Raw genomic sequence first — 26,872 nt, 5'->3', positions numbered from 1 at the left:
GTCATGGCCTTTTCACAAGCGGTCAGCGGTCTGAACGCTGCAGCGACCAACCTCGATGTCATTGGTAACAACATCGCCAACTCCGCCACCTACGGTTTTAAATCCGGTACGGCCTCGTTTGCCGATATGTTCGCCGGTTCTAAAGTGGGTCTGGGCGTTAAAGTTGCGGGCATTACCCAGGACTTTACCGACGGTACCACGACCAACACCGGTCGCGGGCTGGATGTCGCTATCAGCCAGAACGGTTTTTTCCGCATGGTAGACAGCAACGGTTCCGTTTTCTACAGCCGTAACGGTCAGTTCAAGCTCGATGAAAACCGCAATATCGTCAACATGCAGGGGCTACAGTTGACGGGCTATCCGGCTACCGGTACACCGCCAACGATACAGCAAGGTGCTAACCCGGCGCCGATCACTATCCCGAATACGCTGATGGCGGCTAAAACCACCACGACTGCGTCAATGCAGATCAACCTGAACTCCACTGACAAGGTGCCAACGAAGACCCCGTTTAATCCAAGCGATGCGGATTCCTACAACAAAAAAGGCACCGTTACCGTTTTCGATAGCCAGGGTAACGCCCATGACATGAATATTTTTTATGTCAAAAATGCGCAGAGCAACACCTGGGAAGTTCACACACAGGATGCTTCAACCGGAGCCGCTGCAAAATCAGCAGGGTTTATGCGCTTTAATGAAAATGGTGTGTTCTTAGGGATTAGCGCCACAGCCGCCGAGGCGGTACCAACGCCTCCTACCGTCTGGCCAAAGGAAATCAACATCACAACCGGGCAGATTAACGGTGCTGATGCGGCAAATTTCTCTCTGAGCTTCCTCAATTCCATGCAGCAGAACACTGGCGCCAACAACATCGTTGCCACGAATCAGAATGGCTATAAGCCGGGCGACCTGGTGAGCTACCAGATTAACAATGACGGTACTGTGGTCGGTAACTACTCCAACGAACAGCAACAGGTTCTGGGGCAGATCGTGCTGGCAAACTTTGCCAACAACGAAGGTCTGGCTTCTCAGGGTGACAACGTCTGGGCAGCTACTCAGTCTTCCGGCGTGGCGCTGCTGGGTACCGCAGGCGAGGGTAACTTCGGCAAGCTGACCAACGGCGCGCTGGAAGCATCAAACGTGGATTTGAGTAAAGAACTGGTGAATATGATCGTCGCCCAGCGTAACTATCAGTCGAACGCGCAGACCATCAAAACCCAGGACCAGATCCTCAACACGCTGGTCAACCTGCGCTAAGCGCCTGACGGGATGGCTTAATGGATCACGCAATTTATACCGCCATGGGCGCGGCCAGTCAGACGCTGAATCAACAAGCGGTGACGGCCAGCAACCTGGCAAACGCCTCAACGCCGGGTTTTCGTGCGCAACTCAATGCGCTGCGCGCGGTTCCCGTTGAAGGATTGTCTTTACCGACGCGTACGCTGGTGGTGGCCTCCACGCCGGGGGCCGATATGACGCCGGGTCAGATGGACTATACCTCACGTCCGCTGGACGTGGCGCTGCAACAGGATGGCTGGTTGGCTGTGCAGACCGCGGACGGTAGCGAAGGATATACCCGAAATGGCGCCATTCAGGTAAGCCCTACGGGGGAGCTGACCATTCAGGGACACCCGGTGATTGGCGAAGCCGGACCAATAGCCGTACCGGAAGGTTCAGAAGTCACCATTGCGGCAGACGGCACGATCTCGGCGCTCAACCCTGGCGATCCGGCTAACACCGTTGCGCCAGTTGGGCGACTGAAACTGGTGAAGGCCACGGGGAGTGAAGTGCAACGTGGCGATGACGGTATGTTCCGTCTGACTCAGGCCGCGCAGGCTACCCGTGGCGCTACGTTACAGGCCGACCCCAGCATTCGCGTTATGTCGGGTGTGCTGGAAGGCAGTAACGTTAAGCCGGTAGCCGCGATGAGTGACATGATTGCCAACGCCCGTCGTTTCGAAATGCAAATGAAGATTATCAGTAGCGTGGATGATAACGCGGGTCGCGCCAACCAACTGCTGTCGATGAGTTAATACAGGACATTTTATGATCAGTTCATTATGGATCGCCAAAACCGGCCTGGATGCGCAGCAAACCAACATGGATGTGATTGCCAACAACCTGGCAAACGTCAGCACCAACGGATTTAAGCGTCAACGTGCCGTGTTTGAAGATCTGTTGTACCAGACGATTCGCCAGCCTGGCGCACAGTCTTCTGAACAAACCACACTGCCGTCTGGTTTGCAGATTGGTACCGGTGTGCGCCCGGTCGCGACCGAGCGTTTACACAGCCAGGGGAACCTGTCGCAGACCAACAACAGTAAAGATGTGGCGATTAAAGGGCAGGGCTTTTTCCAGGTCATGCTGCCTGATGGCACGTCCGCCTACACCCGTGACGGTTCTTTCCAGGTGGATCAGAACGGTCAACTGGTGACTGCGGGTGGTTTTCAGGTTCAGCCGGCTATCACCATCCCGGCTAACTCGCTCAGTATCACCATTGGACGCGACGGTATCGTCAGCGTAACCCAGCAGGGCCAGGCAGCACCGGTTCAGGTTGGGCAGCTTAACCTGACTACTTTTATGAACGATACCGGTCTGGAAAGCATTGGTGAGAATCTGTACACCGAAACGCAGTCATCCGGTGCGCCGAATGAGAGCACTCCGGGGCTGAACGGCGCGGGTCTGCTGTACCAGGGTTATGTTGAAACCTCTAACGTCAACGTGGCGGAAGAGCTGGTAAACATGATCCAGGTTCAGCGCGCTTACGAAATCAACAGTAAAGCGGTATCGACCACCGATCAGATGCTGCAAAAACTGACGCAACTCTAAAGTGTGGCCCGGTGGGATGAAAGCCTCACCGGCACACTGATTTTGAAGATGACCGCAATGCGAAAATACGCGCTTCACCCATACCCAATTTTAGCCCTGTTGGTGGTTTCACTGACAGGATGCGCCTGGATCCCGGCCACGCCCCTCGTGCAGGGCGCAACGTCTGCCCAGCCTGTTCCTGGCCCGACGCCGGTGGCGAATGGATCAATCTTCCAGTCGGCCCAACCGATTAACTACGGTTATCAGCCGCTATTCGAAGACCGCCGTCCGCGCAATATTGGCGATACGTTGACCATCGTATTGCAGGAAAACGTCAGCGCGAGCAAAAGTTCTTCGGCTAATGCCAGCCGCGACGGCAAAACCAACTTTGGTTTTGATACCGTACCGCGTTATTTGCAAGGACTGTTTGGCAACGAGCGTGCTGACGTAGAAGCTTCAGGCGGTAACACCTTTAACGGTAAAGGCGGCGCGAACGCCAGCAATACCTTCAGCGGTACGCTGACCGTAACGGTCGACCAGGTACTGGTGAATGGTAACTTACATGTTGTGGGTGAAAAACAGATCGCCATTAATCAAGGCACTGAATTCATTCGCTTCTCCGGGGTCGTTAACCCGCGCACCATCAGTGGCAGCAACTCCGTACCGTCAACTCAGGTTGCGGACGCACGTATTGAGTATGTCGGCAACGGCTACATCAATGAAGCGCAGAATATGGGCTGGTTGCAGCGTTTCTTCCTTAACTTGTCGCCGATGTAAGCGAGGTAGCCAGTGTTTAAATCTTTAGTTGGAATGGTACTGGTGCTGATAACCACCTTTGCGCATGCCGACCGTATTCGCGACCTGACCAGCGTTCAGGGCGTGCGGGAAAACTCGTTGATCGGTTATGGGCTGGTGGTCGGTTTGGATGGCACGGGTGACCAGACCACCCAGACGCCGTTTACTACGCAAACGCTCAACAACATGCTTTCGCAGTTGGGAATTACCGTGCCAACCGGCACCAATATGCAACTGAAAAACGTGGCGGCGGTGATGGTGACCGCGCAATTCCCGGCCTTTGGTCGTCAGGGGCAAACCATTGACGTGGTGGTCTCTTCCATGGGGAACGCCAAAAGCCTGCGCGGCGGAACGTTGCTGATGACCCCGCTGAAAGGGGTCGATAGCCAGGTATATGCGCTGGCGCAGGGGAATATTCTGGTAGGCGGTGCAGGCGCGGCTGCGGGTGGCAGCAGCGTGCAGGTAAACCAGCTCAATGGCGGACGTATTACCAACGGCGCGACCATCGAACGTGAATTACCCAGCCAGTTCGGCGGCGGTAACACCATTAATCTGCAGCTCAATAATGAAGATTTCACTATGGCGCAGCAGATAACCGACACCATTAACCGTTCGCGCGGCTTTGGTAGCGCTACTGCGCTGGACGCCCGGACGATTCAGGTACGCGTGCCAAGCGGCAACAGTTCGCAGGTGCGTTTCCTTGCTGACATCCAGAATATGGAGGTGAACGTCACGCCGCAGGATGCGAAAGTGATTATCAACTCGCGCACTGGATCCGTCGTTATGAACCGTGAAGTCACACTAGATAGCTGTGCCGTCGCGCAAGGCAACTTGTCGATAACAGTAAACCGCCAGGCGAACGTCAGCCAGCCGGATACACCGTTTGGCGGTGGACAGACCGTGGTGACACCTCAAACCCAGATCGATCTGCGCCAGAGCGGCGGTTCGCTGCAAAGCGTGCGTTCCAGCGCCAACCTGAACAATGTTGTGCGTGCGCTTAATGCGCTAGGGGCAACGCCGATGGATCTGATGTCCATTCTGCAATCGATGCAGAGTGCGGGATGCTTACGCGCCAAACTGGAAATCATCTAATGATTGGTGACAGCAAACTGCTGACCAGTGCCGCCTGGGATGCGCAATCACTGAACGAACTGAAAGCGAAAGCGGGTCAGGACCCGGCGGCGAATATCCGCCCGGTTGCCCGTCAGGTTGAAGGGATGTTCGTACAAATGATGCTGAAAAGCATGCGTGAAGCGCTGCCGAAAGATGGCGTTTTTAGCAGTGATTCAACACGTTTGTATACCAGCATGTATGACCAACAAATTGCGCAGCAGATGACCGCAGGTAAAGGTCTGGGACTGGCTGAAATGATGGTTAAGCAGATGACTGAAGGGCAGGCGCAACCCGCAGACGATGCGCCGCAGGTGCCAATGAAGTTCTCTCTGGAAACGGTGACCAGCTATCAAAACCAGGCGCTGACGCAACTGGTCCGTAAAGCCATTCCCCGCGCGACGGAAAGCAATGATGAGCCGCTGTCAGGTGACAGCAAAGACTTCCTCGCCCAGCTATCGCTGCCGGCTAAGCTGGCAAGTCAGCAAAGCGGGGTTCCGCATCATCTGATTCTGGCGCAGGCGGCGCTGGAGTCCGGATGGGGCCAGCGACAAATCCGCCGTGAGAACGGTGAACCGAGCTTTAACATTTTTGGCGTGAAGGCTTCGGGAAGCTGGAAAGGCCCAACCACCGAAATCACCACCACCGAATATGAAAACGGCGAGGCGAAAAAGGTGAAAGCCCGATTCCGCGTCTATAGCTCTTACCTTGAGGCACTGTCGGATTATGTCGGTCTGATATCGCGTAACCCGCGCTATGCGGCGGTAACCGCCGCTGCTACCGCCGAGCAGGGGGCACAGGCTTTGCAGAATGCTGGTTACGCGACCGACCCTAACTATGCGCGTAAATTAACCAGCATGATCCAGCAGTTGAAATCGATGAGCGAAAAAGTGAGCAAAACCTACAGTACGAATATCGATAATCTCTTTTAAATAGCTCAAGTCTACCAACCTGCTGCCGATAATAACGAGTATTGAAGGATTACAAGGAACCTCCATGTCCAGCTTGATTAATAACGCGATGAGTGGACTCGCCGCAGCGCAGGCCGCGTTGAATTCTGCCAGTAATAACATCTCCAGCTATAACGTTGCCGGATACACCCGTCAAACGACAATTATGGCGCAAGCGAACAGCACGCTGGGTGCGGGGGGCTGGGTTGGCAATGGCGTCTATGTTTCTGGCGTACAGCGCGAGTATGACTCCTTTATCACGAATCAGTTACGTGCCGCGCAGAACCAAAGCAGCGGCCTGACAACGCGCTATGAACAAATGTCGAAAATCGACAATCTGCTCTCCAGCAAAACCAGTTCCATTTCGACCTCAATGCAGGACTTTTTTACCAGCCTGCAAACGCTTGTCAGTAACGCGGAAGACCCGGCGGCGCGCCAGGCGCTGATCGGTAAAGCTGATGGTTTAGTCAACCAGTTCAGAACAACTGACCAGTATCTGCGCGATCAAGACAAGCAGGTTAATACTGCGATCAAGGCCAGCGTTGACCAGATCAACAACTATTCAAAACAGATTGCCAGCCTCAACGATCAGATTTCCCGTCTGACCGGCGTCGGCGCGGGCGCATCGCCTAACGATTTACTCGACCAGCGCGACCAACTGGTCAGTGAACTGAACCAGATTGTCGGTGTTGAAGTCAGCGTTCAGGACGGCGGGACTTACAACATAACCATGGCGAACGGCTATTCACTGGTGCAGGGCAGCAATGCACGCCAGCTGGCGGCTGTGCCCTCCAGTGACGATCCCAATCGAACCACAGTGGCCTACGTCGACGGGGTTGCCGGCGAGGTTGAAATTCCCGAAAAACTGTTGAATACCGGTTCACTGGGCGGGCTGTTGACCTTCCGTTCTCAAGAGCTTGACCAGACGCGTAATACGCTGGGCCAACTGGCGTTGGCGTTTGCCGATGCGTTTAACACCCAGCATAAAGAGGGTTTTGACGCGAACGGCGATCAGGGTAAGGATTTCTTTGCTATCGGTAGCCCGGCAGTATTCAACAACGCTAAAAATACAGGAACAGGATCGTTAAGCGCGAAGATTACCGACAGCTCTGCTGTACAGGCGACCGATTATAAAATCGTTTATGACGGGACGGACTGGCAGGTAACTCGCCTGGCGGATAATACCAGCTTCAAAGCTACCGTTACCGGTGGGAAGATGTCCTTTGACGGGATGGAAATCACCGTAAATGCTGGCGCAAAAGCAAATGACAGCTTCACAGTGAAACCTGTCAGTAACGCCGTTGTTGATATGAAAGTCATGGTGACCGATGAGTCGAAAATCGCCATGGCCCAGGTCTCAAAAAATGATCCGGACCCGGATATTGATAAGGGAAAAAGCGATAACCGTAACGGTCAGAAACTGCTGGATCTGCAGACCAAAGCTACCGTGGGTAATAAGACCTTCAACGATGCTTATGCCACGCTGGTAAGCGATGTCGGGAACAAAACCGCGACGCTGAAAACCAGCGCCATTACCCAGAACAACGTGGTAACGCAGCTTTATAAGCAGCAGCAGTCTATTTCCGGCGTCAACCTCGACGAAGAATACGGTAACTTACAGCGCTATCAACAGTATTACCTGGCTAATGCGCAAGTGCTGCAAACCGCAAATGCGCTGTTTGATGCACTGATTAATATTCGCTAAGGGAGAGGGACACAATGCGTATCAGCACCCAGATGATGTACCAGCAGAATATGCGTGGCATCACTAACTCTCAGGCTGAATGGATGAAGTTCGGCGAGCAGATGTCAACGGGCAAACGTGTGATTAACCCATCTGACGATCCGATCGCCGCCTCGCAGGCCGTGGTGCTTTCTCAAGCACAGGCGCAGAACAGCCAATATACGCTGGCGCGTTCATTTGCGACGCAAAAAGTATCGCTGGAAGAGAACGTACTGAGTCAGGTAACGACGGCAATTCAGACCGCGCAGGAAAAAATTGTCTATGCTGCGAATGGCACGTTAAGCGATGACGACCGTGCATCGCTGGCCACCGACCTGCAGGGGATCCGCGATCAACTGATGAACCTGGCGAACAGCACCGACGGTAATGGACGCTATATTTTTGGCGGATATAAAACAGAATCTGCACCATTTGCTCAGGCAGATGGCGCTTACAGTGGCGGTACAACAAATGTGACCCAGCAGGTCGATGCCTCCCGTACCATGGTTATTGGTCATACTGGCGATAAAGTATTTGTTAATCTGACCAGTAATGCCGTACCGGAACCAGGCGGCGGTACTCAGGAAAAGAACCTGTTCAAAATGCTGGATACCGCTATTGATGCGCTCAAAACCCCTATTGAGGGCAATGACGCGGCAAAAGCTACCGCCGCTGCAGCCATTGATAAAACCAGTCGTGGCCTGAAAAATTCATTGAATAACGTGCTTTCTGTTCGTGCAGAATTAGGGACTCAGCTCAGCGAGTTAAGTTCACTGGATTCACTGGGCGCCGATCGCGCATTGGGCCAGACTCAGCAGATGAGCAATCTGGTGGATGTTGACTGGAACGCAGCGATTTCGTCCTACGTGATGCAGCAGGCCGCACTGCAGGCATCGTACAAAACGTTTACCGATATGCAGGGAATGTCGCTATTTCAACTGAACCGGTAACACCTTTTTGAACATATCATGAAACTGGATATGTTTGTCTGCCCGCTCCTTTAACACCCCGGAGCGGGCATTTTTTTAGGCCACTGTTATTTTCTCAGCGACAGATTCCCCGTTAATCTTATTTCCCACGCAATCGCACCGCTAAAGATTGCCAGCGTAACCACGCCTTCTCAGTTTGCCAGTGCGTAGAGCAGAGATAAAAAAAAGCCGACCCGAAGGTCGGCTTTGATGTTGATTATGACTTACTCAATGGGCTGCGGGCGCGTTGCTGGCGCAGTCGCCTGGTGCGTGGCGCTGTGTCCACCTGCGGCACCTTTACCTTCAAAGGCGAATTCCGGGCGTTGCCAGTCACTATGACGCGGCGCTTCAGGCACATACTCTGGTGCCGGAGCACGGGTCATCGGGGCGGCCGCGTGGCTGTGAAGATGTTCTGCGTCAATGCGGGTTGCGACAACTTCAGCCTTAGCGACTGTGTCTTCGACGACAGGTGCGGCAACAACCTCTTGCGGCGCGGCAACTTCTTCAGCCACTGGCGCTGTTTCCACAACCTCGGCAATCTCTTCAGCCACTTCAGGCTGAGAAATAACAACCTCCGCAGATTCTTCGACAACCGGCGCAGCCACAATTTCAGCGACAGGTTCGGCTTTCGCCGCGGTATCCTCAGCAACAGGCGCGTCAGATTCAGCGATAATTTGCGGTTGTTCCTCGACCGGAGTAGCGATGACTTCCGGATGCGTGGTTTCAACGACGGTAGCCTGAGGTTCAGCAATGACCACCTCTGGCTGTACGGTTTCAACCGACGCAGGGGCGTTCACAATATGCTCAACGGCAGCTGCAGCAACCTGAGGCTCTACGGCGACTGGCGTTTCCTGCTCGCGCTGCTCTGCAACCTGCTGATCCTGAGGACGAGCAACAGGGTAGCGGATCCAGACTTTACCGGACGCTAATTCTGGAGATGCGCAGGCAACCATTAACGGCATCGGCGACTGAACCGGGTAACGCTCGTCACGATAGCGACGACGGCGTTGTCCACTGACGCGCAGATGGCGAGGTGAGCGACGGGAACGACGCGGCATACCATTAGAGTCACGCGCTTCGCTGTTGTCTTCCTGCTCAGTCGCAACGACGGCAGGCAGATCAACTTTCGCCAGTTCTGTACGCTGTGCCGGTACGGACTGTTCAGTTGGTTGAGCGACAGCCGTTTCAGTGACCACCTCGGCAGTCGCGACTTCGGCTTCAACAGCCGGGCTGTCTGTGTAACGAACTTTCTGAGTCAGCTGACGCTGTTTACGGCGAGTCTGAGGCTGACGAACGCGCTCTTCCTGCTCGGTATCCTGCGCAGGTTGTTCTGCCAGGTTCAGCTCTTTAACTTCCTGCTGCGCCTGACGCTTATCATCGTTGCGACGGCGGTTGCGCTCGCGACGCGGAGCCTGCTGGTCATCACCGGATTTCGCTTTGTCGGCGACGTCAGTAGACTGCTGGCGGTTATCGCGTGCTTCCGCATTTTGCTGCTGCGACTGACGGCGGTTACGGCGGTTATCTTCACGGTTTTCACCGCTTTCTGAACGCTCGTTACGGTTATCACGCTCGCCACGGTTGTCGCGATTATCACGACGATCGTTACGGTCGCGACGATTGTTCTGACGCGGTTTACGACGATCCTGCTGGCGATCGGTTTTCTCTTCAGCTTTCGGCGCAGGTTGTTCAACCGGTTTCACTTCTTCGCTACCGCTGAAGATGGACTTCAGTGCGCCGAAGAAACGGCTAATCAAACCTGGCTGCGCGGCGACGGCCGCGGTCGCTGCTGCGGCTTTAGGCGCGGCGGCCTTCGCAGTAGGTTCCTGCAAAGCAGGGGCTGGCGGCACCTCTGGCATAGCAAAGGTGGCCAATGCCGGCTGCTCTGGCTGTTTACGCTCGACGAACTCTTCTTCCGTCGGCAATGCCATCGCTTCTTCATGCAGTTTCGGCAGCAGGTAGCTCAGGGTTGGTGTTTCTTCCCCTTTGCGTACGCGCAGCACGGAGTAATGCGGAGTTTCCATCTGATCGTTTGGCACAATCACACAGCGCACGCCATTCTGACGCGTCTCGATGGCATTTACCGCGGTACGTTTTTCGTTGAGCAGGTAGGATGCGATCGGCACAGGAACAATAGCGTGAACTTCCTGCGTATTTTCTTTCAGCGCTTCTTCTTCGATCAGACGCAGAATAGACAGCGACAGTGATTCGTTATCACGTACGGTACCCGTGCCGGAGCAGCGTGGGCATACGTGATGGCTGGATTCACCCAGCGACGGGCTCAGACGCTGGCGGGACATCTCCAGCAGGCCGAAGCGAGAAATATGGCTGATCTGAATACGCGCTCTGTCCTGACGCACGGCTTCACGCAGACGGTTTTCAACCGCACGCTGGTGACGAACCGGCGTCATATCAATGAAGTCGATTACGATCAGGCCGCCGAGGTCGCGCAGACGCAACTGACGAGCAATTTCATCGGCTGCTTCAAGGTTGGTGTTGAACGCAGTTTCTTCGATGTCGCCGCCGCGGGTCGCGCGTGCGGAGTTGATATCGATGGCGGTCAGCGCTTCTGTGCTGTCGATAACGATTGAGCCGCCGGACGGCAGACGCACTTCGCGCTGGAACGCGGACTCAATTTGAGATTCGATTTGATAGTGGCTGAACAGCGGGATTTCACCGGTGTACAGTTTGATTTTGCTGCTGAAATCCGGACGACCCAGCGCGGCGATGTGCTGACGCGCCATCTCCATAACTTTCGGGTTGTCGATGAGGATTTCGCCGATGTCCTGACGTAAATAGTCACGGAATGCGCGAACGATAACGTTGCTTTCCTGATGGATCAGGAACGGAGCAGGGCGGCTGTCAGCGGCTTTTTGAATCGCTTCCCAGTGCTTCAGGCGGAAACTCAGGTCCCACTGCAGCGCTTCGGCAGATTTGCCGACACCTGCGGTACGCACGATAAGCCCCATGCCATCAGGCAGTTCCAGGCTTGCCAGCGCTTCTTTTAATTCGGTACGGTCGTCGCCTTCAATGCGACGGGAGATGCCGCCCGCGCGCGGGTTGTTCGGCATCAGAACCAGATAACTACCTGCCAGGCTGATAAAGGTGGTCAGCGCAGCACCTTTATTGCCGCGTTCTTCTTTATCGATCTGAACAATGACTTCCTGACCTTCGCGCAACACGTCTTTAATGTTGGGACGACCATGGGAGTTGTAGCTAGCGGGGAAGTATTCGCGGGCAATTTCTTTTAACGGGAGGAAACCGTGACGTTCAGCGCCGTAATCAACAAAAGCAGCTTCCAGACTCGGTTCAATACGGGTAATTTTGCCTTTATAGATGTTGGCTTTTTTCTGTTCGTGTCCAGGACTTTCGATATCCAGATCGTACAGACGCTGCCCATCTACAAGGGCGACACGCAACTCTTCCTGCTGAGTCGCGTTAATTAACATTCTTTTCATCGTAACTTACTCATTATTCTTACATTGACGACTAAGCTGCGGGCAGAGTAATGCCTTTCCGGGTGTGAACCGATGGCCTCGTGTCTATTCGCGTCGCCAACCTCACGGTTATCGTCAGCTCAAAGAGGCGCAGAGTGTCGGTTGCCTGTATTTCATACGGAAACACAGCGCAATTATCAGGGGAACAGTCTGGGTGTTACTCTCCAGAGAAGCTTCCATTGTGCTTATCGTCTTTCACGCTGTGGGTGCGTTGGCTTCATCTTCTTACCCCAACCACTTACAGGAGTAAGCACCTGGGGTTCCCAGACTTGCCGCCTTCCTACAACGCGAAATCTATAGAGCACTTACCGGTAAGGACTGCAACCCGCAGCCCGCTAACTGCCTGAAAGATCAATACGTCTTACGCCATTGCTGCGTTGATGATCGGTCGGGCAAAATTGGGTCATTCCGGAAAAGTTCTTGTTTTAACAAGATTCAACACGGAAACAACCTCATTATTCCACTGCTAACCTTGTTATAGCAAGATGACTTTTGCCATTTATCACCCGGTTACTCACAGTTTTTTCACTTCCGCGTAGTGATTGCTTTAATAACCACCAAATCGGCTATGTCAAACTTAAGTAATAAGGTATAGCAGTTAATATAAGCATAGAAAAATGTGTGGCGCGAATCTTGATGGCTATTTAAAATCGGCCCCCATGAAAACAGAGACTCCAGCCGTAAAAACAGTTGCCATTACTGCCGACGAAGCAGGGCAACGCATCGACAACTTTTTGCGCACCCAGCTCAAGGGCGTGCCGAAAAGTATGATTTATCGCATTTTGCGTAAAGGCGAAGTGCGGGTGAACAAAAAACGCATTAAACCCGAGTACAAACTCGAAGACGGGGACATTGTGCGTATTCCACCTGTACGTGTCGCTGAACGTGAAGAAGAGGCCATTTCACCGAATTTGCAGAAGGTCGCGGCGCTGACCGATGTCATTTTATATGAAGATGACCACATTCTGGTGCTTAACAAGCCTTCAGGTACGGCCGTGCATGGTGGAAGCGGCTTAAGCTTTGGCGTCATTGAAGGCTTACGTGCGCTGCGCCCGGAAGCGCGTTTCCTTGAGCTGGTGCATCGCCTTGACCGGGATACCTCCGGCGTGCTGCTGGTGGCCAAAAAACGATCTGCCTTGCGTTCGTTGCATGAACAACTGCGTGAAAAAGGCATGCAGAAAGACTACCTCGCGTTGGTACGCGGCCAGTGGCAGTCCCATGTCAAAACCGTGCAGGCCCCGCTGTTAAAGAACATTCTGCAAAGCGGCGAGCGCATTGTGCGGGTGAATCAGGAAGGCAAACCATCGGAAACACGCTTTAAAGTGGAAGAGCGTTATGCGTTCGCTACGCTTGTGCGCTGCAGTCCCGTGACTGGACGAACGCACCAGATTCGCGTGCATACACAATATGCCGGACATCCGATTGCCTTTGACGACCGCTATGGCGATCGTGAGTTCGATAAGCAACTGGCGGATACCGGGCTGAGCAGGCTCTTTTTGCACGCCGCTGCGTTGAAATTTACTCATCCTGGGACGGGTGAAGTAATGCGTATTGAAGCGCCAATGGATAAGCAGTTGAAGCGCTGCCTCGAGGTGTTACGCAGTAAAGGCTGATGCGCATTGATTTTATCGCGCATTACCTGTAGGCCTGAAGGCGCTGTGCCTATCAGGCCTACAGAATTAGGCCTGTACAACCGTCAACCCGTCAGGCTTTTAGCGGGTTCATATCTTCTCGTCGCAGCATTTGACACAGTGCGATTAGCGGCAAACCGATTAAAGTATTTGGGTCGCGGCCTTCCAGACGCTCAAAAAGTGCAATGCCCAATCCTTCGCTTTTAAAACTACCGGCACAATGCAGCGGGCGCTCTTTGCGCACGTAATCTTCAATTTCCGTTTCGCTTAAGTGACGAAAATGGACGTCGAACGGTTCAACTTCAGTTTGTAAATGTCCGGTCGCAGAATTATACAGCGCCAGTCCGGTATAAAACGTCACAATATTGCCACGGGCTTTGAGTAACTGCTGGCGTGCATTTTCTTCTGTTAACGGTTTGCCAGTTATTTCACCATCGAGAACACAAATTTGATCGGAACCAATAATAAGGTGCGATGGATAACGGTGGGCGAGAGATTGCGCTTTTTTCTGCGCCAGTCGCAAGACTAAGTGCCGGGGGGCTTCGCCCGGTAACGGCGTTTCATCAACCTCTGGTGCTGCGCATTCGAACGGGATTGCCAGTTTTTCTAGTAAAGCGCGACGCCAGGGAGAGGTAGAAGCAAGAATAAGTTGAGGCATATTTTTTCCCTCGCATATAGCGTATTGATGAGAGCCATTTTAAACTATGGACTTCGTCCTACAAGCTGGCTGTAATGGCTTGTGTTGAGCGATTTTAAGTCGATGACCCGCAATGTGTGCGAATTATTGGCAAAAGGCAACCATAGGCTGCCTTTTTCTTTGACTATATGACGTTACAAAGTTAATATGCGCGCCCTATGCAAAAGGTAAAATTACCCCTGACTCTTGATCCGGTTCGTACGGCTCAGAAACGCCTCGATTATGAAGGTATCTATACTTCTGATCTGGTTGAGCGTGTCGCCGATTCTGTAGTCAGTGTGGACAGTGATGTGGAATGCTCCATGTCGTTCGCTATCGATAACCAGCGCCTTGCCGTCATAACCGGTGATGCAAAAGTGTCGGTTACGCTCGAATGTCAGCGTTGCGGGAAACCGTTCCCACTTCATGTTCACACAACATATTGTTTTAGTCCTGTCCGTTCTGACGAGCAGGCTGAAGCACTCCCGGAAGCGTATGAGCCGATTGAGGTTAACGAATTCGGTGAAATCGATCTGCTTGCAATGGTTGAAGATGAGATTATCCTCTCCTTGCCGGTAGTTCCGGTGCATGATTCTGAACACTGTGAAGTGTCCGAGGCGGACATGGTCTTTGGCGAATTGCCTGATGAAGCGCAAAAACCAAACCCATTTGCCGTATTAGCCAGCTTAAAGCGTAAGTAATTGAGGAGTAAGGTCCATGGCCGTACAACAGAATAAACCAACCCGTTCCAAACGTGGCATGCGTCGTTCTCATGACGCTCTGACCGCAGTCACCAGCCTGTCTGTAGACAAAACTTCTGGTGAACAACACCTGCGTCACCACATCACTGCCGACGGTTTTTACCGTGGCCGTAAGGTAATCGCTAAGTAATCACGCATGACTCAATGGCTTTCCCGCTACGGTGAGAAAGACAAAGAGTACACGCGTGATGAAGCTTAGTGAGGCTTTCCCCAGGTAACTGGGGAAACACCTAACCGGGCAGCGACGATACCTTGACACGTCTAACCCTGGCGTTAGATGTCATGGGGGGTGATTTTGGCCCTACCGTGACAGTGCCTGCAGCATTGCAGGCACTGAATTCTAATTCGCAACTCACACTTCTTTTAGTCGGGGATCCCGATACAATCACGCCATTACTTGCCAAAGCTGACTTCGAACAACGTTCACGTCTGCAGATTATCCCTGCTCAGTCAGTTATTGCCAGTGATGCCCGGCCCTCGCAAGCTATTCGCGCCAGTCGTGGAAGCTCAATGCGTGTTGCCCTGGAGCTCGTGAAAGAAGGACGAGCGGAAGCCTGTGTGAGCGCCGGTAATACAGGTGCGCTAATGGGTCTTGCGAAGTTATTGCTCAAACCCCTTGAGGGGATTGAGCGTCCTGCGCTGGTGACGGTTTTACCCCATCAGCAAAAGGGCAAAACGGTGGTGCTGGATTTGGGCGCCAACGTGGATTGTGATAGCACGATGTTGGTGCAATTTGCCGTCATGGGTTCCGTGCTGGCAGAAGAGGTGGTTGGAATTGCCAATCCCCGTGTTGCGTTGCTCAATATCGGTGAAGAAGAAACCAAGGGTCTCGACAGTATTCGGGATGCTTCTGCAGTGCTAAAAACAATCCCTTCTATCAATTATATCGGCTATCTTGAAGCCAATGAGTTACTGACTGGCAAAACTGATGTGTTGGTCTGTGACGGCTTTACAGGTAATGTCACATTAAAGACGATGGAAGGTGTTGTCAGAATGTTCCTTTCACTGCTGAAGTCTCAGGGTGAGGGCAAAAAACGGTCGTGGTGGCTGCTGTTATTAAAACGTTGGTTACAAAAAAGCCTGACAAGGCGATTTAGTCACCTCAACCCCGACCAGTATAATGGCGCCTGTCTGTTAGGATTGCGCGGCACGGTGATTAAGAGTCATGGTGCGGCCAATCAGCGAGCATTTGAAGTCGCGATTGAACAGGCAGTGCAGGCGGTGCAGCGACAAGTTCCTCAGCGAATTGCCGCTCGCCTGGAATCTGTATACCCAGCTGGATTCGAACTGCTGGACGGTGGCGAAAACGCAAACTCGCGAGCACACAGATAACGGTGCGTTTGTGAATGCTGCCAACGTATCAGCGATTTGCTCGTGGCGGTATATAACCAAAAAGTGACTGAGCGTACATGTATACGAAGATTATTGGTACTGGCAGCTATCTGCCTGAACAAGTGCGTACTAACGCCGATTTGGAAAAAATGGTTGAGACATCTGATGAGTGGATCGTCACTCGCACAGGTATCCGTGAACGCCATATTGCAGCGCCAAATGAAACAGTTGCGACGATGGGCTTTGCCGCCGCAAACCGTGCAATTGAAATGGCGGGCATCGACAAAGAACAAATTGGCCTGATTGTGGTTGCCACCACATCATCCACACACGCATTTCCAAGTGCGGCATGCCAGATCCAAAGTATGCTGGGGATCAAAGGCTGTCCGGCGTTTGACGTTGCAGCCGCTTGTGCCGGTTTCACCTACGCCCTGAGCGTTGCCGACCAGTACGTTAAGTCTGGCGCAGTGAAGCATGCTCTGGTGGTTGGCTCAGATGTCCTCGCTCGTACCTGTGATCCAACCGATCGCGGGACGATCATTATTTTCGGTGATGGCGCAGGTGCGGTTGTACTGAGCGCATCAGAAGAGCCCGGCATTCTTTCTACGCATCTGCACGCTGATGGTCGCTATGGCGAACTGTTGACGCTGCCTAATGCCGATCGCGTGAACCCGGAAAACCCGATCCACCTGACGATGGCGGGTAACGAAGTATTTAAAGTCGCGGTGACCGAGCTTGCACATATCGTTGATGAAACGCTGGAAGCAAATAATCTCGATCGTTCTGCACTGGACTGGCTGGTACCGCATCAGGCAAACCTCCGCATTATTAGCGCAACCGCGAAAAAGCTGGGTATGTCGATGGATAATGTTGTCGTGACGCTCGACAGACATGGCAATACCTCCGCGGCCTCCGTACCGTGCGCGCTGGACGAAGCCGTCCGCGACGGGCGTATTAAAGCTGGGCAGTTGATATTGCTTGAAGCCTTTGGGGGTGGATTCACCTGGGGCTCTGCGCTGATTCGTTTCTAGTATAAGGATTTAAACATGACGCAATTTGCATTTGTGTTCCCGGGGCAGGGTTCCCAGACCGTTGGGATGTTGTCTGAAATGGCAGCAAACTACCCAATTGTTGAAGAAACTTTTGCTGAAGCATCAGCTGCGCTGGGCTATGATCTGTGGGCGTTGACTCAGCAGGGACCGGCCGAAGAGCTGAATAAAACCTGGCAGACGCAGCCAGCACTGTTGACTGCCTCTGTTGCGCTTTATCGCGTATGGCAGCAGCAGGGTGGTAAAACACCTGCGCTGATGGCTGGTCACAGCCTGGGCGAATACTCTGCGCTGGTATGTGCGGGTGTTATCGGTTTTGCCGATGCCGTACGTCTGGTTGAACTGCGTGGCAAATTCATGCAGGAAGCGGTACCGGAAGGCACTGGCGGCATGTCTGCTATTATCGGTCTGGACGACGCTGCTATCGCTAAAGCGTGTGAAGAGTCTGCCGAAGGCCAGGTGGTTTCACCGGTAAACTTTAACTCACCAGGTCAGGTGGTTATTGCCGGGCACAAAGAAGCCGTAGAACGTGCCGGCGTAGCCTGTAAAGCGGCTGGCGCTAAGCGTGCTCTGCCACTGCCGGTCAGCGTTCCTTCTCACTGCGCGCTGATGAAGCCTGCTGCTGAGAAACTGGCTGTTGAACTGCAAAAAATCACTTTTAACGCGCCGACTGTTCCGGTTGTGAACAACGTCGACGTGAAGTGCGAGACAGATGCAGACGCTATTCGCGATGCGCTGGTTCGCCAGCTGTACAGCCCGGTTCAATGGACTAAAACCGTTGAATTTATGGCGTCCCAGGGCGTAGAGCACCTGTATGAAGTTGGTCCGGGCAAAGTTCTGACCGGTTTGACGAAACGTATTGTTGACACCCTGACTGCTTCGGCACTGAATGAGCCGGCGGCATTTTCTGCGGCGCTAGAGCAATAAAAGAGGAAGACCATGAGTTTTGAAGGAAAAGTCGCGCTGGTTACCGGTGCAAGCCGTGGCATTGGCCGCGCAATTGCTGAAACACTCGTTGCCCGTGGCGCGAAAGTTATCGGTACTGCAACCAGCGAAAGCGGTGCGCAGGCCATTAGCGATTACTTAGGTGCAAATGGTAAAGGTCTGATGTTGAATGTGACCGATCCGGCATCTATCGAATCTGTTCTGGGAAATATTCGCGCAGAATTTGGTGAAGTCGATATCCTGGTCAATAATGCCGGGATTACTCGTGATAACCTGTTAATGCGCATGAAAGATGACGAGTGGAACGATATCATCGAAACCAACCTGTCATCTGTTTTCCGTCTGTCAAAAGCGGTAATGCGAGCTATGATGAAAAAGCGTCATGGGCGTATTATCACTATCGGTTCTGTGGTTGGTACCATGGGAAATGCGGGTCAGGCTAACTACGCTGCGGCGAAAGCGGGTCTGATCGGCTTCAGTAAATCACTGGCGCGCGAAGTTGCGTCTCGTGGCATTACTGTAAACGTTGTTGCTCCGGGCTTTATTGAAACGGACATGACGCGTGCGCTGTCTGATGATCAGCGTGCGGGTATTCTGGCGCAGGTTCCTGCGGGTCGCCTTGGCGGCGCTCAGGAAATCGCCAGTGCGGTTGCATTTTTAGCTTCTGACGAAGCAAGTTACATCACTGGTGAGACTTTGCACGTCAACGGCGGGATGTACATGGTTTAACCACGAGATAAAAAAATTTGCGTTATTAGGGTGAATGCCCTCAAAATAACGTAAAATCGTGGTAAGACCTGCCGGGATTTAGTTGCAAATTTTTCAACATTTTATACACTACGAAAACCATCGCGAAAGCGAGTTTTGATAGGAAATTTAAGAGTATGAGCACTATCGAAGAACGCGTTAAGAAAATTATCGGCGAACAGCTGGGCGTTAAGCAGGAAGAAGTAACCAACAATGCTTCCTTCGTTGAAGACCTGGGCGCAGATTCTCTTGACACCGTTGAGCTGGTAATGGCTCTGGAAGAAGAGTTTGATACTGAGATTCCGGACGAAGAAGCTGAGAAAATCACTACCGTTCAGGCTGCCATTGATTACATCAACGGCCACCAGGCGTAAGTGAACATCTCCAGGCGGTCATTCGACCGCCTGAGTTTTATCTTTTTATCCCACTTGAATTATTTTCCCTCCCTGGAGGACAACCGTGTCTAAGCGTCGTGTAGTTGTGACCGGACTGGGCATGTTGTCTCCTGTCGGCAATACCGTAGAGTCTACCTGGAAAGCTCTCCTTGCCGGTCAGAGTGGCATCAGCCTGATCGACCATTTCGATACTAGCGCCTATGCAACGAAATTTGCTGGCTTAGTAAAGGATTTTAACTGTGAAGACATTATCTCGCGCAAAGAACAGCGTAAGATGGATGCTTTCATTCAATATGGAATTGTCGCTGGCGTTCAGGCCATGCAGGATTCTGGTCTCGAAATTACGGAAGAGAACGCTCACCGTATTGGCGCCGCTATCGGCTCTGGTATTGGCGGTCTCGGATTGATCGAAGAAAACCACACCTCTTTGGTGAATGGCGGTCCACGTAAGATCAGCCCGTTCTTCGTTCCGTCGACGATTGTTAACATGGTGGCAGGTCACCTGACCATCATGTACGGCCTGCAAGGGCCAAGCATCTCCATTGCGACCGCCTGTACTTCAGGTGTGCATAACATTGGTCATGCAGCACGTATCATTGCATACGGCGATGCAGACGCGATGGTTGCGGGTGGTGCAGAAAAAGCCAGTACCCCGCTGGGTGTGGGTGGTTTTGGCGCGGCACGTGCGCTGTCTACACGTAATGATAACCCGCAAGCGGCAAGCCGTCCGTGGGATAAAGAACGTGATGGCTTTGTGCTGGGCGACGGTGCAGGCATGGTGGTACTGGAAGAGTACGAGCATGCGAAAGCGCGCGGTGCAAAAATCTATGCTGAAGTCGTTGGTTTTGGCATGAGCAGCGATGCTTACCACATGACGTCACCACCTGAAAACGGTGCGGGCGCTGCGCTGGCAATGGTCAACGCACTACGCGATGCGGCTATCGAAGCGGGTCAGATCGGCTATGTCAACGCGCATGGCACGTCTACTCCTGCTGGCGATAAAGCCGAAACCCAGGCAGTGAAATCTGTCTTTGGCGATGCGGCAAGCCGTGTGATGGTAAGCTCCACTAAATCCATGACCGGACACCTGTTGGGTGCGGCGGGCGCGGTAGAGTCTATTTTCTCTATCCTGGCGCTGCGCGATCAGGCTATTCCGCCAACCATCAACCTGGATAACCCGGATGAAGGTTGTGACCTGGACTTCGTACCTCACGAAGCGCGTCAGGTTAGTGGTCTGGAGTACGCACTGTGTAACTCCTTCGGCTTTGGCGGGACTAACGGTTCGTTGATCTTTAAAAAGATTTAAGTCTGCCAGGTGGTGCGTTAGCATCGATAGCAATTTAAAAAGGTCCGCTTGTCGGGCCTTTTTTTATTCGGTTTTCCACCCTTGTCCTGTGTTGTTCATCCTGCCAAACTAGCGGACCAGAAATAAGGAGCCACCATGTTCTTAATTAATGGCTGCGAGCAGAATATGCTGGCCGCAAGCGATCGAGCGACCCAATTCGGTGATGGCTGTTTTACCACTGCGCGTATTATTGACGGCGAAATTTGCCTCTTTGCAGCGCATCTTGCGCGTTTACAAGACGCCTGCCAAAAATTGCTGATCTCTTTCGAAGATTGGTCAGAGCTGCAAAGTGAAATGAAAATGCTGGCGCAAGGGCATGCGCGGGGCGTGTTAAAAGTGATTATCAGCCGTGGTAGCGGTGGCCGTGGTTACAGCGGCGCAAACTGTCGCAGTGCCACACGTATTCTCTCTGTTTCAGCCTGGCCCGATCATTACGATCGTTGGCGACTGGAGGGGATAACGCTGGCGTTAAGTCCAGTGCGTCTGGGGCGTAATCCGTTGCTTGCCGGACTTAAGCACCTGAATAGACTGGAACAGGTGTTGATTCGCTCTCATCTTGAGCAGACGGCAGCTGATGAAGCACTGGTTCTTGACAGTGAGGGATGGGTTACGGAATGCTGTGCGGCTAATTTGTTCTGGCGTAAGGGGGATGTGGTTTACACTCCCCGGCTGGATCAGGCCGGAGTGAACGGCATTATGCGACAATTCTGTATCCGGATGCTGGCACAATCGTCGTTCAGCATTGTCGAAGTGTATGCCGGGTTGGAAGAGGTTATGCAGGCCGATGAAATCGTCGTCTGTAATGCGTTAATGCCTGTTATTCCCGTACGCACCTGTGGCGACACGCTGCTGTCTGCACGTATGTTGTTCGATTTTTTAGCCCCACTTTGTGAGCACCCGAATTCGTCATGAAAAAACTGTTACTTGTTGTCCTGTTATTGCTGGTTGTGCTGGGCATAGCTGCGGGAGTGGGAATGTGGAAAGTTCGCCATCTGGCGGACAGTAAGTTATTGATTAAAGAAGAGACGATTTTTACGCTGAAAGCGGGTACGGGCCGTCTGGTTCTCGGTGAACAGTTGTATGCGGACAACGTTATCAATCGTCCGCGTGTATTCCAGTGGCTGCTGCGTGTGGAACCCGAACTGTCGCATTTTAAAGCCGGAACCTACCGTTTTACGCCCGACATGACGGTACGGGACATGTTGCAACTGCTGGAAAGCGGTAAAGAGGCGCAGTTCCCGTTACGTCTGGTTGAAGGGATGCGTCTGAGCGACTACCTCAAACAGCTGCGTGACGCCCCGTACATCAAACATACGCTGAGCGATGATAATTACGAGACCGTTGCACAGGCGCTGAAGCTGGAAAACCCGCAATGGGTGGAAGGCTGGTTCTGGCCAGATACCTGGATGTATACCGCCAATACAACTGACGTGGCGTTACTAAAACGCGCACATCAGAAAATGGTTAAAGCGGTAGACTCGGTCTGGGAAGGGCGCGCTGAAGGCCTGCCTTATCAGGACAAAAATCAGCTGGTAACCATGGCCTCTATTATCGAAAAAGAGACTGCGGTTGCCAGCGAGCGTGACCAGGTGGCTTCCGTCTTTATTAACCGCTTACGGATTGGCATGCGTTTACAGACCGATCCGACGGTGATTTACGGGATGGGGTCACGGTATAATGGCAAGCTGTCGCGTGTGGATTTAGATACCCCGACCGCCTATAACACCTATACCATTACGGGGTTGCCGCCTGGCCCGATTGCCATGCCGGGAGAGGCCTCATTGCAGGCCGCGGCGCATCCGGCAAAAACGCCGTACCTCTATTTCGTGGCTGACGGTAAAGGCGGTCACACGTTTAACACCAATCTTGCCAGCCACAACCGGTCCGTGCAGGATTACCTGAAAGTGCTTAAGGAAAAAAATGGGCAGTAACTATATCGTCATCGAGGGCCTGGAAGGCGCCGGAAAAACCACTGCGCGTAACGTGGTGGTAGAGACACTTGAGCAACTCGGTATTCGTGACATGGTTTTTACCCGCGAACCGGGGGGAACTCAGCTCGCGGAGAAACTAAGAAGTCTGGTGCTGGACATTAAGTCGGTGGGTGACGAGGTCATCACTGACAAAGCTGAAGTTCTGATGTTTTACGCCGCGCGCGTACAGCTGGTCGAAACCGTTATTAAACCTGCGCTGGCAAAAGGCGCATGGGTAATTGGCGACCGTCACGATTTGTCGACCCAGGCGTATCAGGGGGGCGGACGCGGCATCGATCAAAACATGCTGGCAACCCTGCGCGATGCTGTGCTCGGTGATTTTCGCCCGGACCTGACGCTCTATCTGGACGTGACTCCAGAAGTCGGATTGAAGCGTGCCCGTGCGCGCGGCGAGCTGGATCGTATTGAGCAGGAATCTTTCGATTTCTTTAATCGCACCCGCGCGCGCTATCTTGAACTGGCTGCCAAAGATGCCAGCATTCGTACCATCGACGCTACGCAGCCGCTGGAAGCTGTGATGGCTGATATCCGCAATACCATCACCCAGTGGGTGCAGGAGCAGGGCGCATGAAATGGTACCCATGGTTACGGCCAGATTTTGAAAAACTGGTAGCCAGCTACCAGGCGGGTCGTGGTCACCATGCGTTACTGATTCAGGCATTACCCGGAATGGGTGACGACGCGCTGATTTACGCGCTCAGTCGCTATTTAATGTGCCAGCAGCCGGAAGGGCATAAAAGCTGCGGACACTGCCGGGGCTGTCAGCTGATGCAGGCGGGGACGCATCCTGACTACTATTCGCTGCTGCCGGAAAAAGGCAAAAGCACGCTGGGGGTTGATGCGGTACGTGAAGTGAGTGAAAAACTGTACGAGCATTCACGCCTTGGCGGTGCGAAAGTGGTGTGGATCCCTGATGCTGCCCAGTTAACTGATGCTGCTGCCAATGCTCTGCTAAAAACGCTGGAAGAACCGCCAGCACAAACCTGGTTTTTCCTCGCCAGCACAGAGCCTGCGCGATTGCTGGCGACATTGCGCAGCCGCTGCCGGTTACACCATCTTGCGCCGCCGGCTGAGTCGTACGCAATCTCCTGGCTCGCCCGCGAAGTGACCGCATCTCCAGAAGCGCTGTTGAGCGCATTACGCCTGAGCGCGGGTTCGCCTGGTGCGGCACTCTCGTTGTTACAGGCTGAAAGCTGGGCGCATCGCACAGATTTTTGTGCGGCACTGGCAAACACATTAAACGCAGGTGACTGGTATATCCTGCTCGCGGCGTTAAACCACGATCAGGCCGCCGCCCGTTTACACTGGCTGGCAACGTTGTTGACGGATGCCTTGAAGCGTCCGTATGGGGTTTCCCATTTAACCAATCCTGATGCGCTGGACCTGATATCTTCTATCGCAGAACGGTTATCCGTCGCCCGGATACAGGCGATACTCGGTGACGTTTGTCATTGCCGTCAGCAGTTGCTGAACGTAACAGGCGTAAACCGTGAACTGGTGTTAACCGATCTTATCCTGCGTATTGAGCATTACCTGCAACCAGGCACCGTACTGCCTGTTCCCCATCTTTGAGAGAGACATTATGTTTTTAGTCGACTCACACTGCCATCTTGATGGCCTGGATTATCAATCTCTGCATAAGGACGTGGATGACGTGCTGGCGAAAGCTGCCGCACGCGATGTGAAATTCTGTCTTGCCGTCGCGACCACTCTGCCAGGATACCGCAGTATGCGTGAACTGGTCGGTGAACGTGACAATGTGGTGTTCTCCTGCGGCGTGCATCCGTTAAATCAGGATGAAGTCTATGATGTTGAAGACTTGCGCCGTTTTGCCGCTGAAGAGGGCGTTGTGGCGATGGGGGAAACTGGGCTGGACTATTTCTATACGCCGGAAACAAAGGTGCGCCAGCAGGAATCTTTTATCCATCATATTCAGATTGGCCGTGAGTTACAAAAGCCAGTTATCGTGCATACCCGCGATGCGCGAGCCGATACGCTGTCTATTCTGCGCGAAGAAAAAGTGACGGATTGTGGTGGCGTACTACACTGTTTTACAGAAGACAGAGAAACGGCGGGCAAATTGCTGGACCTCGGATTTTATATCTCGTTTTCCGGCATCGTCACGTTCCGTAACGCAGATCAGCTCCGTGATGCCGCCCGCTATGTTCCTCTGGATCGGTTGCTGGTTGAGACGGATTCTCCCTACCTTGCGCCTGTACCGCATCGTGGAAAAGAGAACCAGCCCGCCATGACCCGTGACGTTGCGGAGTATATGGCCGTAGTGAAAGGTGTTGCCGTTGAAGAACTGGCGCAGGCAACCACTGATAACTTTGCCCGCCTGTTTCACATCGACGCTTCTCGCCTGCAATCCGTTCGTTAACTGACTTTTTTTAAAGCTCGTAATTAATAAGCAAAGCGAGTAAAGTTCACCGCCTCAAAATGGGCGGTGAATAACCGGTTTGACACATTCAGAAACGCATTTTATCGGAATGTGCGGATTTTACGGCCATCCACGACTGAATTGTGATAGCCGTCAAACAAAAACAAACTGAATTATTTTACTCTGTGTAATAAATAAAGGGTACTTAGATGCCCTGTACACGGCGAGGTTCTCCCCCCTCGCTAATGCGTGAGAACGTAGAAAAGCACAAATACTCAGGAGCACTCTCAATTATGTTTAAGAATGCATTTGCTAACCTGCAAAAGGTCGGTAAATCGCTGATGCTGCCGGTATCCGTACTCCCGATTGCAGGTATCCTGCTGGGTGTCGGTTCCGCTAACTTCAGCTGGCTGCCAGCCGTTGTATCGCACGTAATGGCAGAAGCAGGCGGTTCTGTTTTTGCAAACATGCCGCTGATTTTTGCCATCGGTGTCGCGTTAGGCTTCACCAATAACGACGGCGTATCTGCACTGGCATCCGTTGTTGCCTACGGCATTATGGTTAAGACCATGGCTGTTGTTGCGCCGCTGGTTCTGCATTTACCTGCTGAAGAGATCGCAGCTAAACACCTTGCTGATACGGGTGTTCTCGGGGGGATTATCTCCGGTGCGATTGCAGCGTATATGTTCAACCGTTTCTACCGTATCAAATTGCCTGAGTATCTTGGCTTCTTTGCGGGTAAGCGCTTCGTTCCTATCATTTCTGGTCTGGCCGCTATCTTCACCGGTGTGGTTCTGTCCTTCATTTGGCCGCCGATCGGGACTGCTATTCAGACGTTTTCCCAGTGGGCTGCATACCAGAACCCGGTCGTAGCGTTCGGTATCTATGGCTTCATTGAACGCTGCCTGGTGCCGTTTGGTCTGCACCATATCTGGAACGTTCCATTCCAGATGCAGATCGGTGAATACACCAACGCTGCGGGCCAGGTATTCCACGGCGATATCCCTCGCTATATGGCGGGTGACCCGACTGCGGGCAAACTGTCTGGTGGCTTCCTGTTCAAAATGTACGGTCTGCCGGCTGCCGCTATCGCTATCTGGCACTCTGCTAAACCAGAAAACCGCGCGAAAGTGGGCGGTATCATGATCTCCGCGGCGCTGACCTCGTTCCTGACCGGTATTACCGAACCGATCGAGTTCTCGTTCATGTTCGTGGCACCGATCCTGTACATCATCCACGCAATTCTGGCTGGTCTGGCATTCCCGATCTGTATCCTGTTGGGTATGCGTGACGGTACGTCGTTCTCCCACGGTCTGATCGACTTTATCGTTCTGTCCGGTAACAGCAGCAAACTGTGGCTGTTCCCGATTGTCGGTATCGGTTATGCGATTGTTTACTACACCATCTTCCGTGTGCTGATCAAAGCGCTGGACCTGAAAACTCCGGGTCGTGAAGATGCTACCGAAGACACCAAAGCGGGTGCGTCCGGCGAAATGGCTCCGGCCCTGGTTGCGGCATTCGGCGGTAAAGAAAACATCACTAACCTCGATGCGTGCATCACTCGTCTGCGTGTCAGCGTCGCTGACGTTGCCAAAGTGGATCAGGCTGGCCTGAAGAAACTGGGTGCAGCGGGCGTTGTAGTGGCGGGTTCCGGTGTTCAGGCTATCTTCGGTACTAAGTCCGATAACCTGAAAACTGAAATGGATGAGTACATCCGTCACAGCTAAGCAGTAAAAAGTTGGGGAGAATTAAGGCAGCCTGCGGGCTGCCTT

At 53.0% G+C, this 26,872-nt stretch carries 25 protein-coding genes; 23 read left to right on the top strand and 2 right to left on the bottom strand.

What is annotated here, in order from left to right; genetic code table 11:
- The first annotated feature begins 3 nt into the window (after positions 1-3).
- The 8 genes from flgE to flgL all read left to right on the top strand — a co-directional run bounded on the left by flgE (position 4) and on the right by flgL (position 8,336).
- On the top strand, positions 4-1,257 hold the full coding sequence (gene flgE, locus HV352_RS14555) for a flagellar hook protein FlgE (protein WP_016152628.1): 1,254 nt from the start codon (positions 4-6) through the stop codon (positions 1,255-1,257).
- Positions 1,258-1,277: 20 nt separating this feature from the next.
- Positions 1,278-2,033 carry a flagellar basal body rod protein FlgF gene (locus HV352_RS14550; RefSeq protein ID WP_016156188.1) on the top strand — a complete coding sequence of 252 codons (756 nt, stop codon included), beginning with the start codon at positions 1,278-1,280 and terminating at the stop codon, positions 2,031-2,033.
- 13 nt (positions 2,034-2,046) lie between these two features.
- The gene (flgG, locus tag HV352_RS14545; RefSeq protein ID WP_003036202.1) at positions 2,047-2,829 is read left to right on the top strand and encodes a flagellar basal-body rod protein FlgG; all 783 of its coding nucleotides are present in this window, start codon (positions 2,047-2,049) and stop codon (positions 2,827-2,829) included.
- Positions 2,830-2,886: 57 nt separating this feature from the next.
- The gene (gene flgH, locus HV352_RS14540; protein WP_016152630.1) at positions 2,887-3,585 is read left to right on the top strand and encodes a flagellar basal body L-ring protein FlgH; all 699 of its coding nucleotides are present in this window, start codon (positions 2,887-2,889) and stop codon (positions 3,583-3,585) included.
- A 33-nt stretch (positions 3,586-3,618) separates the two neighbouring features.
- Complete coding sequence (locus tag HV352_RS14535; protein ID WP_019076467.1) at positions 3,619-4,695, top strand: flagellar basal body P-ring protein FlgI; 1,077 nt, start codon at positions 3,619-3,621, stop codon at positions 4,693-4,695.
- Positions 4,695-5,645, top strand: coding sequence for a flagellar assembly peptidoglycan hydrolase FlgJ (flgJ, locus tag HV352_RS14530; RefSeq protein ID WP_016152632.1), 951 nt, complete (start codon positions 4,695-4,697; stop codon positions 5,643-5,645). Before HV352_RS14535 ends, flgJ begins: the two co-directional genes overlap by 1 nt.
- Positions 5,646-5,709: 64 nt before the next feature.
- Positions 5,710-7,368 carry a flagellar hook-associated protein FlgK gene (gene flgK / locus HV352_RS14525; protein WP_046274758.1) on the top strand — a complete coding sequence of 553 codons (1,659 nt, stop codon included), beginning with the start codon at positions 5,710-5,712 and terminating at the stop codon, positions 7,366-7,368.
- Positions 7,369-7,382: 14 nt separating this feature from the next.
- The gene (flgL, locus tag HV352_RS14520; RefSeq protein WP_094761485.1) at positions 7,383-8,336 is read left to right on the top strand and encodes a flagellar hook-associated protein FlgL; all 954 of its coding nucleotides are present in this window, start codon (positions 7,383-7,385) and stop codon (positions 8,334-8,336) included.
- A gap of 242 nt (positions 8,337-8,578) precedes the next feature.
- Here the strand turns inward: flgL and rne are convergent, their stop codons facing one another.
- Positions 8,579-11,809 (bottom strand): ribonuclease E, encoded by a 3,231-nt coding sequence (gene rne, locus HV352_RS14515; RefSeq protein WP_181634833.1) that lies wholly within the window; start codon positions 11,807-11,809, stop codon positions 8,579-8,581.
- 698 nt (positions 11,810-12,507) lie between these two features.
- Between rne and rluC the strand changes: the two genes are divergently transcribed.
- Positions 12,508-13,461 (top strand): 23S rRNA pseudouridine(955/2504/2580) synthase RluC, encoded by a 954-nt coding sequence (gene rluC, locus HV352_RS14510; protein WP_049259723.1) that lies wholly within the window; start codon positions 12,508-12,510, stop codon positions 13,459-13,461.
- 91 nt (positions 13,462-13,552) lie between these two features.
- Here the strand turns inward: rluC and HV352_RS14505 are convergent, their stop codons facing one another.
- Positions 13,553-14,137, bottom strand: a complete 585-nt coding sequence (locus HV352_RS14505; RefSeq protein ID WP_016152637.1) for a nucleoside triphosphate pyrophosphatase — start codon at positions 14,135-14,137, stop codon at positions 13,553-13,555.
- A gap of 197 nt (positions 14,138-14,334) precedes the next feature.
- On the opposite strand from HV352_RS14505, the gene yceD reads away from it, so the two are divergent.
- The 14 genes from yceD (at position 14,335) to ptsG (ending at position 26,827) form a co-directional block, all read left to right on the top strand.
- Positions 14,335-14,856 carry a 23S rRNA accumulation protein YceD gene (gene yceD, locus HV352_RS14500; RefSeq protein WP_003036239.1) on the top strand — a complete coding sequence of 174 codons (522 nt, stop codon included), beginning with the start codon at positions 14,335-14,337 and terminating at the stop codon, positions 14,854-14,856.
- A 16-nt stretch (positions 14,857-14,872) separates the two neighbouring features.
- Positions 14,873-15,046, top strand: a complete 174-nt coding sequence (gene rpmF, locus HV352_RS14495) for a 50S ribosomal protein L32 (RefSeq protein WP_003036242.1) — start codon at positions 14,873-14,875, stop codon at positions 15,044-15,046.
- A 122-nt stretch (positions 15,047-15,168) separates the two neighbouring features.
- Complete coding sequence (gene plsX / locus HV352_RS14490; RefSeq protein WP_071601761.1) at positions 15,169-16,248, top strand: phosphate acyltransferase PlsX; 1,080 nt, start codon at positions 15,169-15,171, stop codon at positions 16,246-16,248.
- A gap of 77 nt (positions 16,249-16,325) precedes the next feature.
- A complete protein-coding gene (gene fabH / locus HV352_RS14485) occupies positions 16,326-17,279 on the top strand; it encodes a beta-ketoacyl-ACP synthase III (RefSeq protein WP_016152639.1) in 954 nt (317 codons plus the stop codon).
- A 15-nt stretch (positions 17,280-17,294) separates the two neighbouring features.
- Positions 17,295-18,224: an ACP S-malonyltransferase gene (gene fabD, locus HV352_RS14480; protein ID WP_131405806.1), complete on the top strand. Its 930-nt coding sequence runs from the start codon at positions 17,295-17,297 to the stop codon at positions 18,222-18,224.
- 12 nt (positions 18,225-18,236) lie between these two features.
- The gene (fabG, locus tag HV352_RS14475; RefSeq protein WP_016152641.1) at positions 18,237-18,971 is read left to right on the top strand and encodes a 3-oxoacyl-ACP reductase FabG; all 735 of its coding nucleotides are present in this window, start codon (positions 18,237-18,239) and stop codon (positions 18,969-18,971) included.
- Positions 18,972-19,126: 155 nt separating this feature from the next.
- Positions 19,127-19,363 carry an acyl carrier protein gene (gene acpP / locus HV352_RS14470; protein WP_000103754.1) on the top strand — a complete coding sequence of 79 codons (237 nt, stop codon included), beginning with the start codon at positions 19,127-19,129 and terminating at the stop codon, positions 19,361-19,363.
- Positions 19,364-19,448: 85 nt separating this feature from the next.
- The gene (gene fabF, locus HV352_RS14465; protein WP_003036260.1) at positions 19,449-20,690 is read left to right on the top strand and encodes a beta-ketoacyl-ACP synthase II; all 1,242 of its coding nucleotides are present in this window, start codon (positions 19,449-19,451) and stop codon (positions 20,688-20,690) included.
- Positions 20,691-20,825: 135 nt separating this feature from the next.
- A complete protein-coding gene (gene pabC, locus HV352_RS14460; protein WP_181634832.1) occupies positions 20,826-21,641 on the top strand; it encodes an aminodeoxychorismate lyase in 816 nt (271 codons plus the stop codon).
- Positions 21,638-22,660, top strand: a complete 1,023-nt coding sequence (gene yceG, locus HV352_RS14455) for a cell division protein YceG (protein WP_016156194.1) — start codon at positions 21,638-21,640, stop codon at positions 22,658-22,660. The genes pabC and yceG overlap by 4 nt, the downstream gene beginning before the upstream one ends.
- Positions 22,650-23,291 (top strand): dTMP kinase, encoded by a 642-nt coding sequence (tmk, locus tag HV352_RS14450; RefSeq protein WP_016156195.1) that lies wholly within the window; start codon positions 22,650-22,652, stop codon positions 23,289-23,291. The genes yceG and tmk overlap by 11 nt, the downstream gene beginning before the upstream one ends.
- Positions 23,288-24,292 (top strand): DNA polymerase III subunit delta', encoded by a 1,005-nt coding sequence (gene holB, locus HV352_RS14445; RefSeq protein WP_016152653.1) that lies wholly within the window; start codon positions 23,288-23,290, stop codon positions 24,290-24,292. The genes tmk and holB overlap by 4 nt, the downstream gene beginning before the upstream one ends.
- 10 nt (positions 24,293-24,302) lie before the next feature.
- On the top strand, positions 24,303-25,100 hold the full coding sequence (locus HV352_RS14440) for a metal-dependent hydrolase (RefSeq protein WP_016152654.1): 798 nt from the start codon (positions 24,303-24,305) through the stop codon (positions 25,098-25,100).
- A 293-nt stretch (positions 25,101-25,393) separates the two neighbouring features.
- Positions 25,394-26,827: a PTS glucose transporter subunit IIBC gene (gene ptsG, locus HV352_RS14435; protein ID WP_016152655.1), complete on the top strand. Its 1,434-nt coding sequence runs from the start codon at positions 25,394-25,396 to the stop codon at positions 26,825-26,827.
- Positions 26,828-26,872 lie beyond the last annotated feature (45 nt).

Source organism: Citrobacter sp. RHBSTW-01044 (assembly GCF_013781945.1).
GTDB classification, from domain to species: domain Bacteria; phylum Pseudomonadota; class Gammaproteobacteria; order Enterobacterales; family Enterobacteriaceae; genus Citrobacter; species Citrobacter braakii.
Note: the sequence above shows the minus strand (reverse complement) of the source record. Positions and strands in the feature narration are given on the sequence as shown.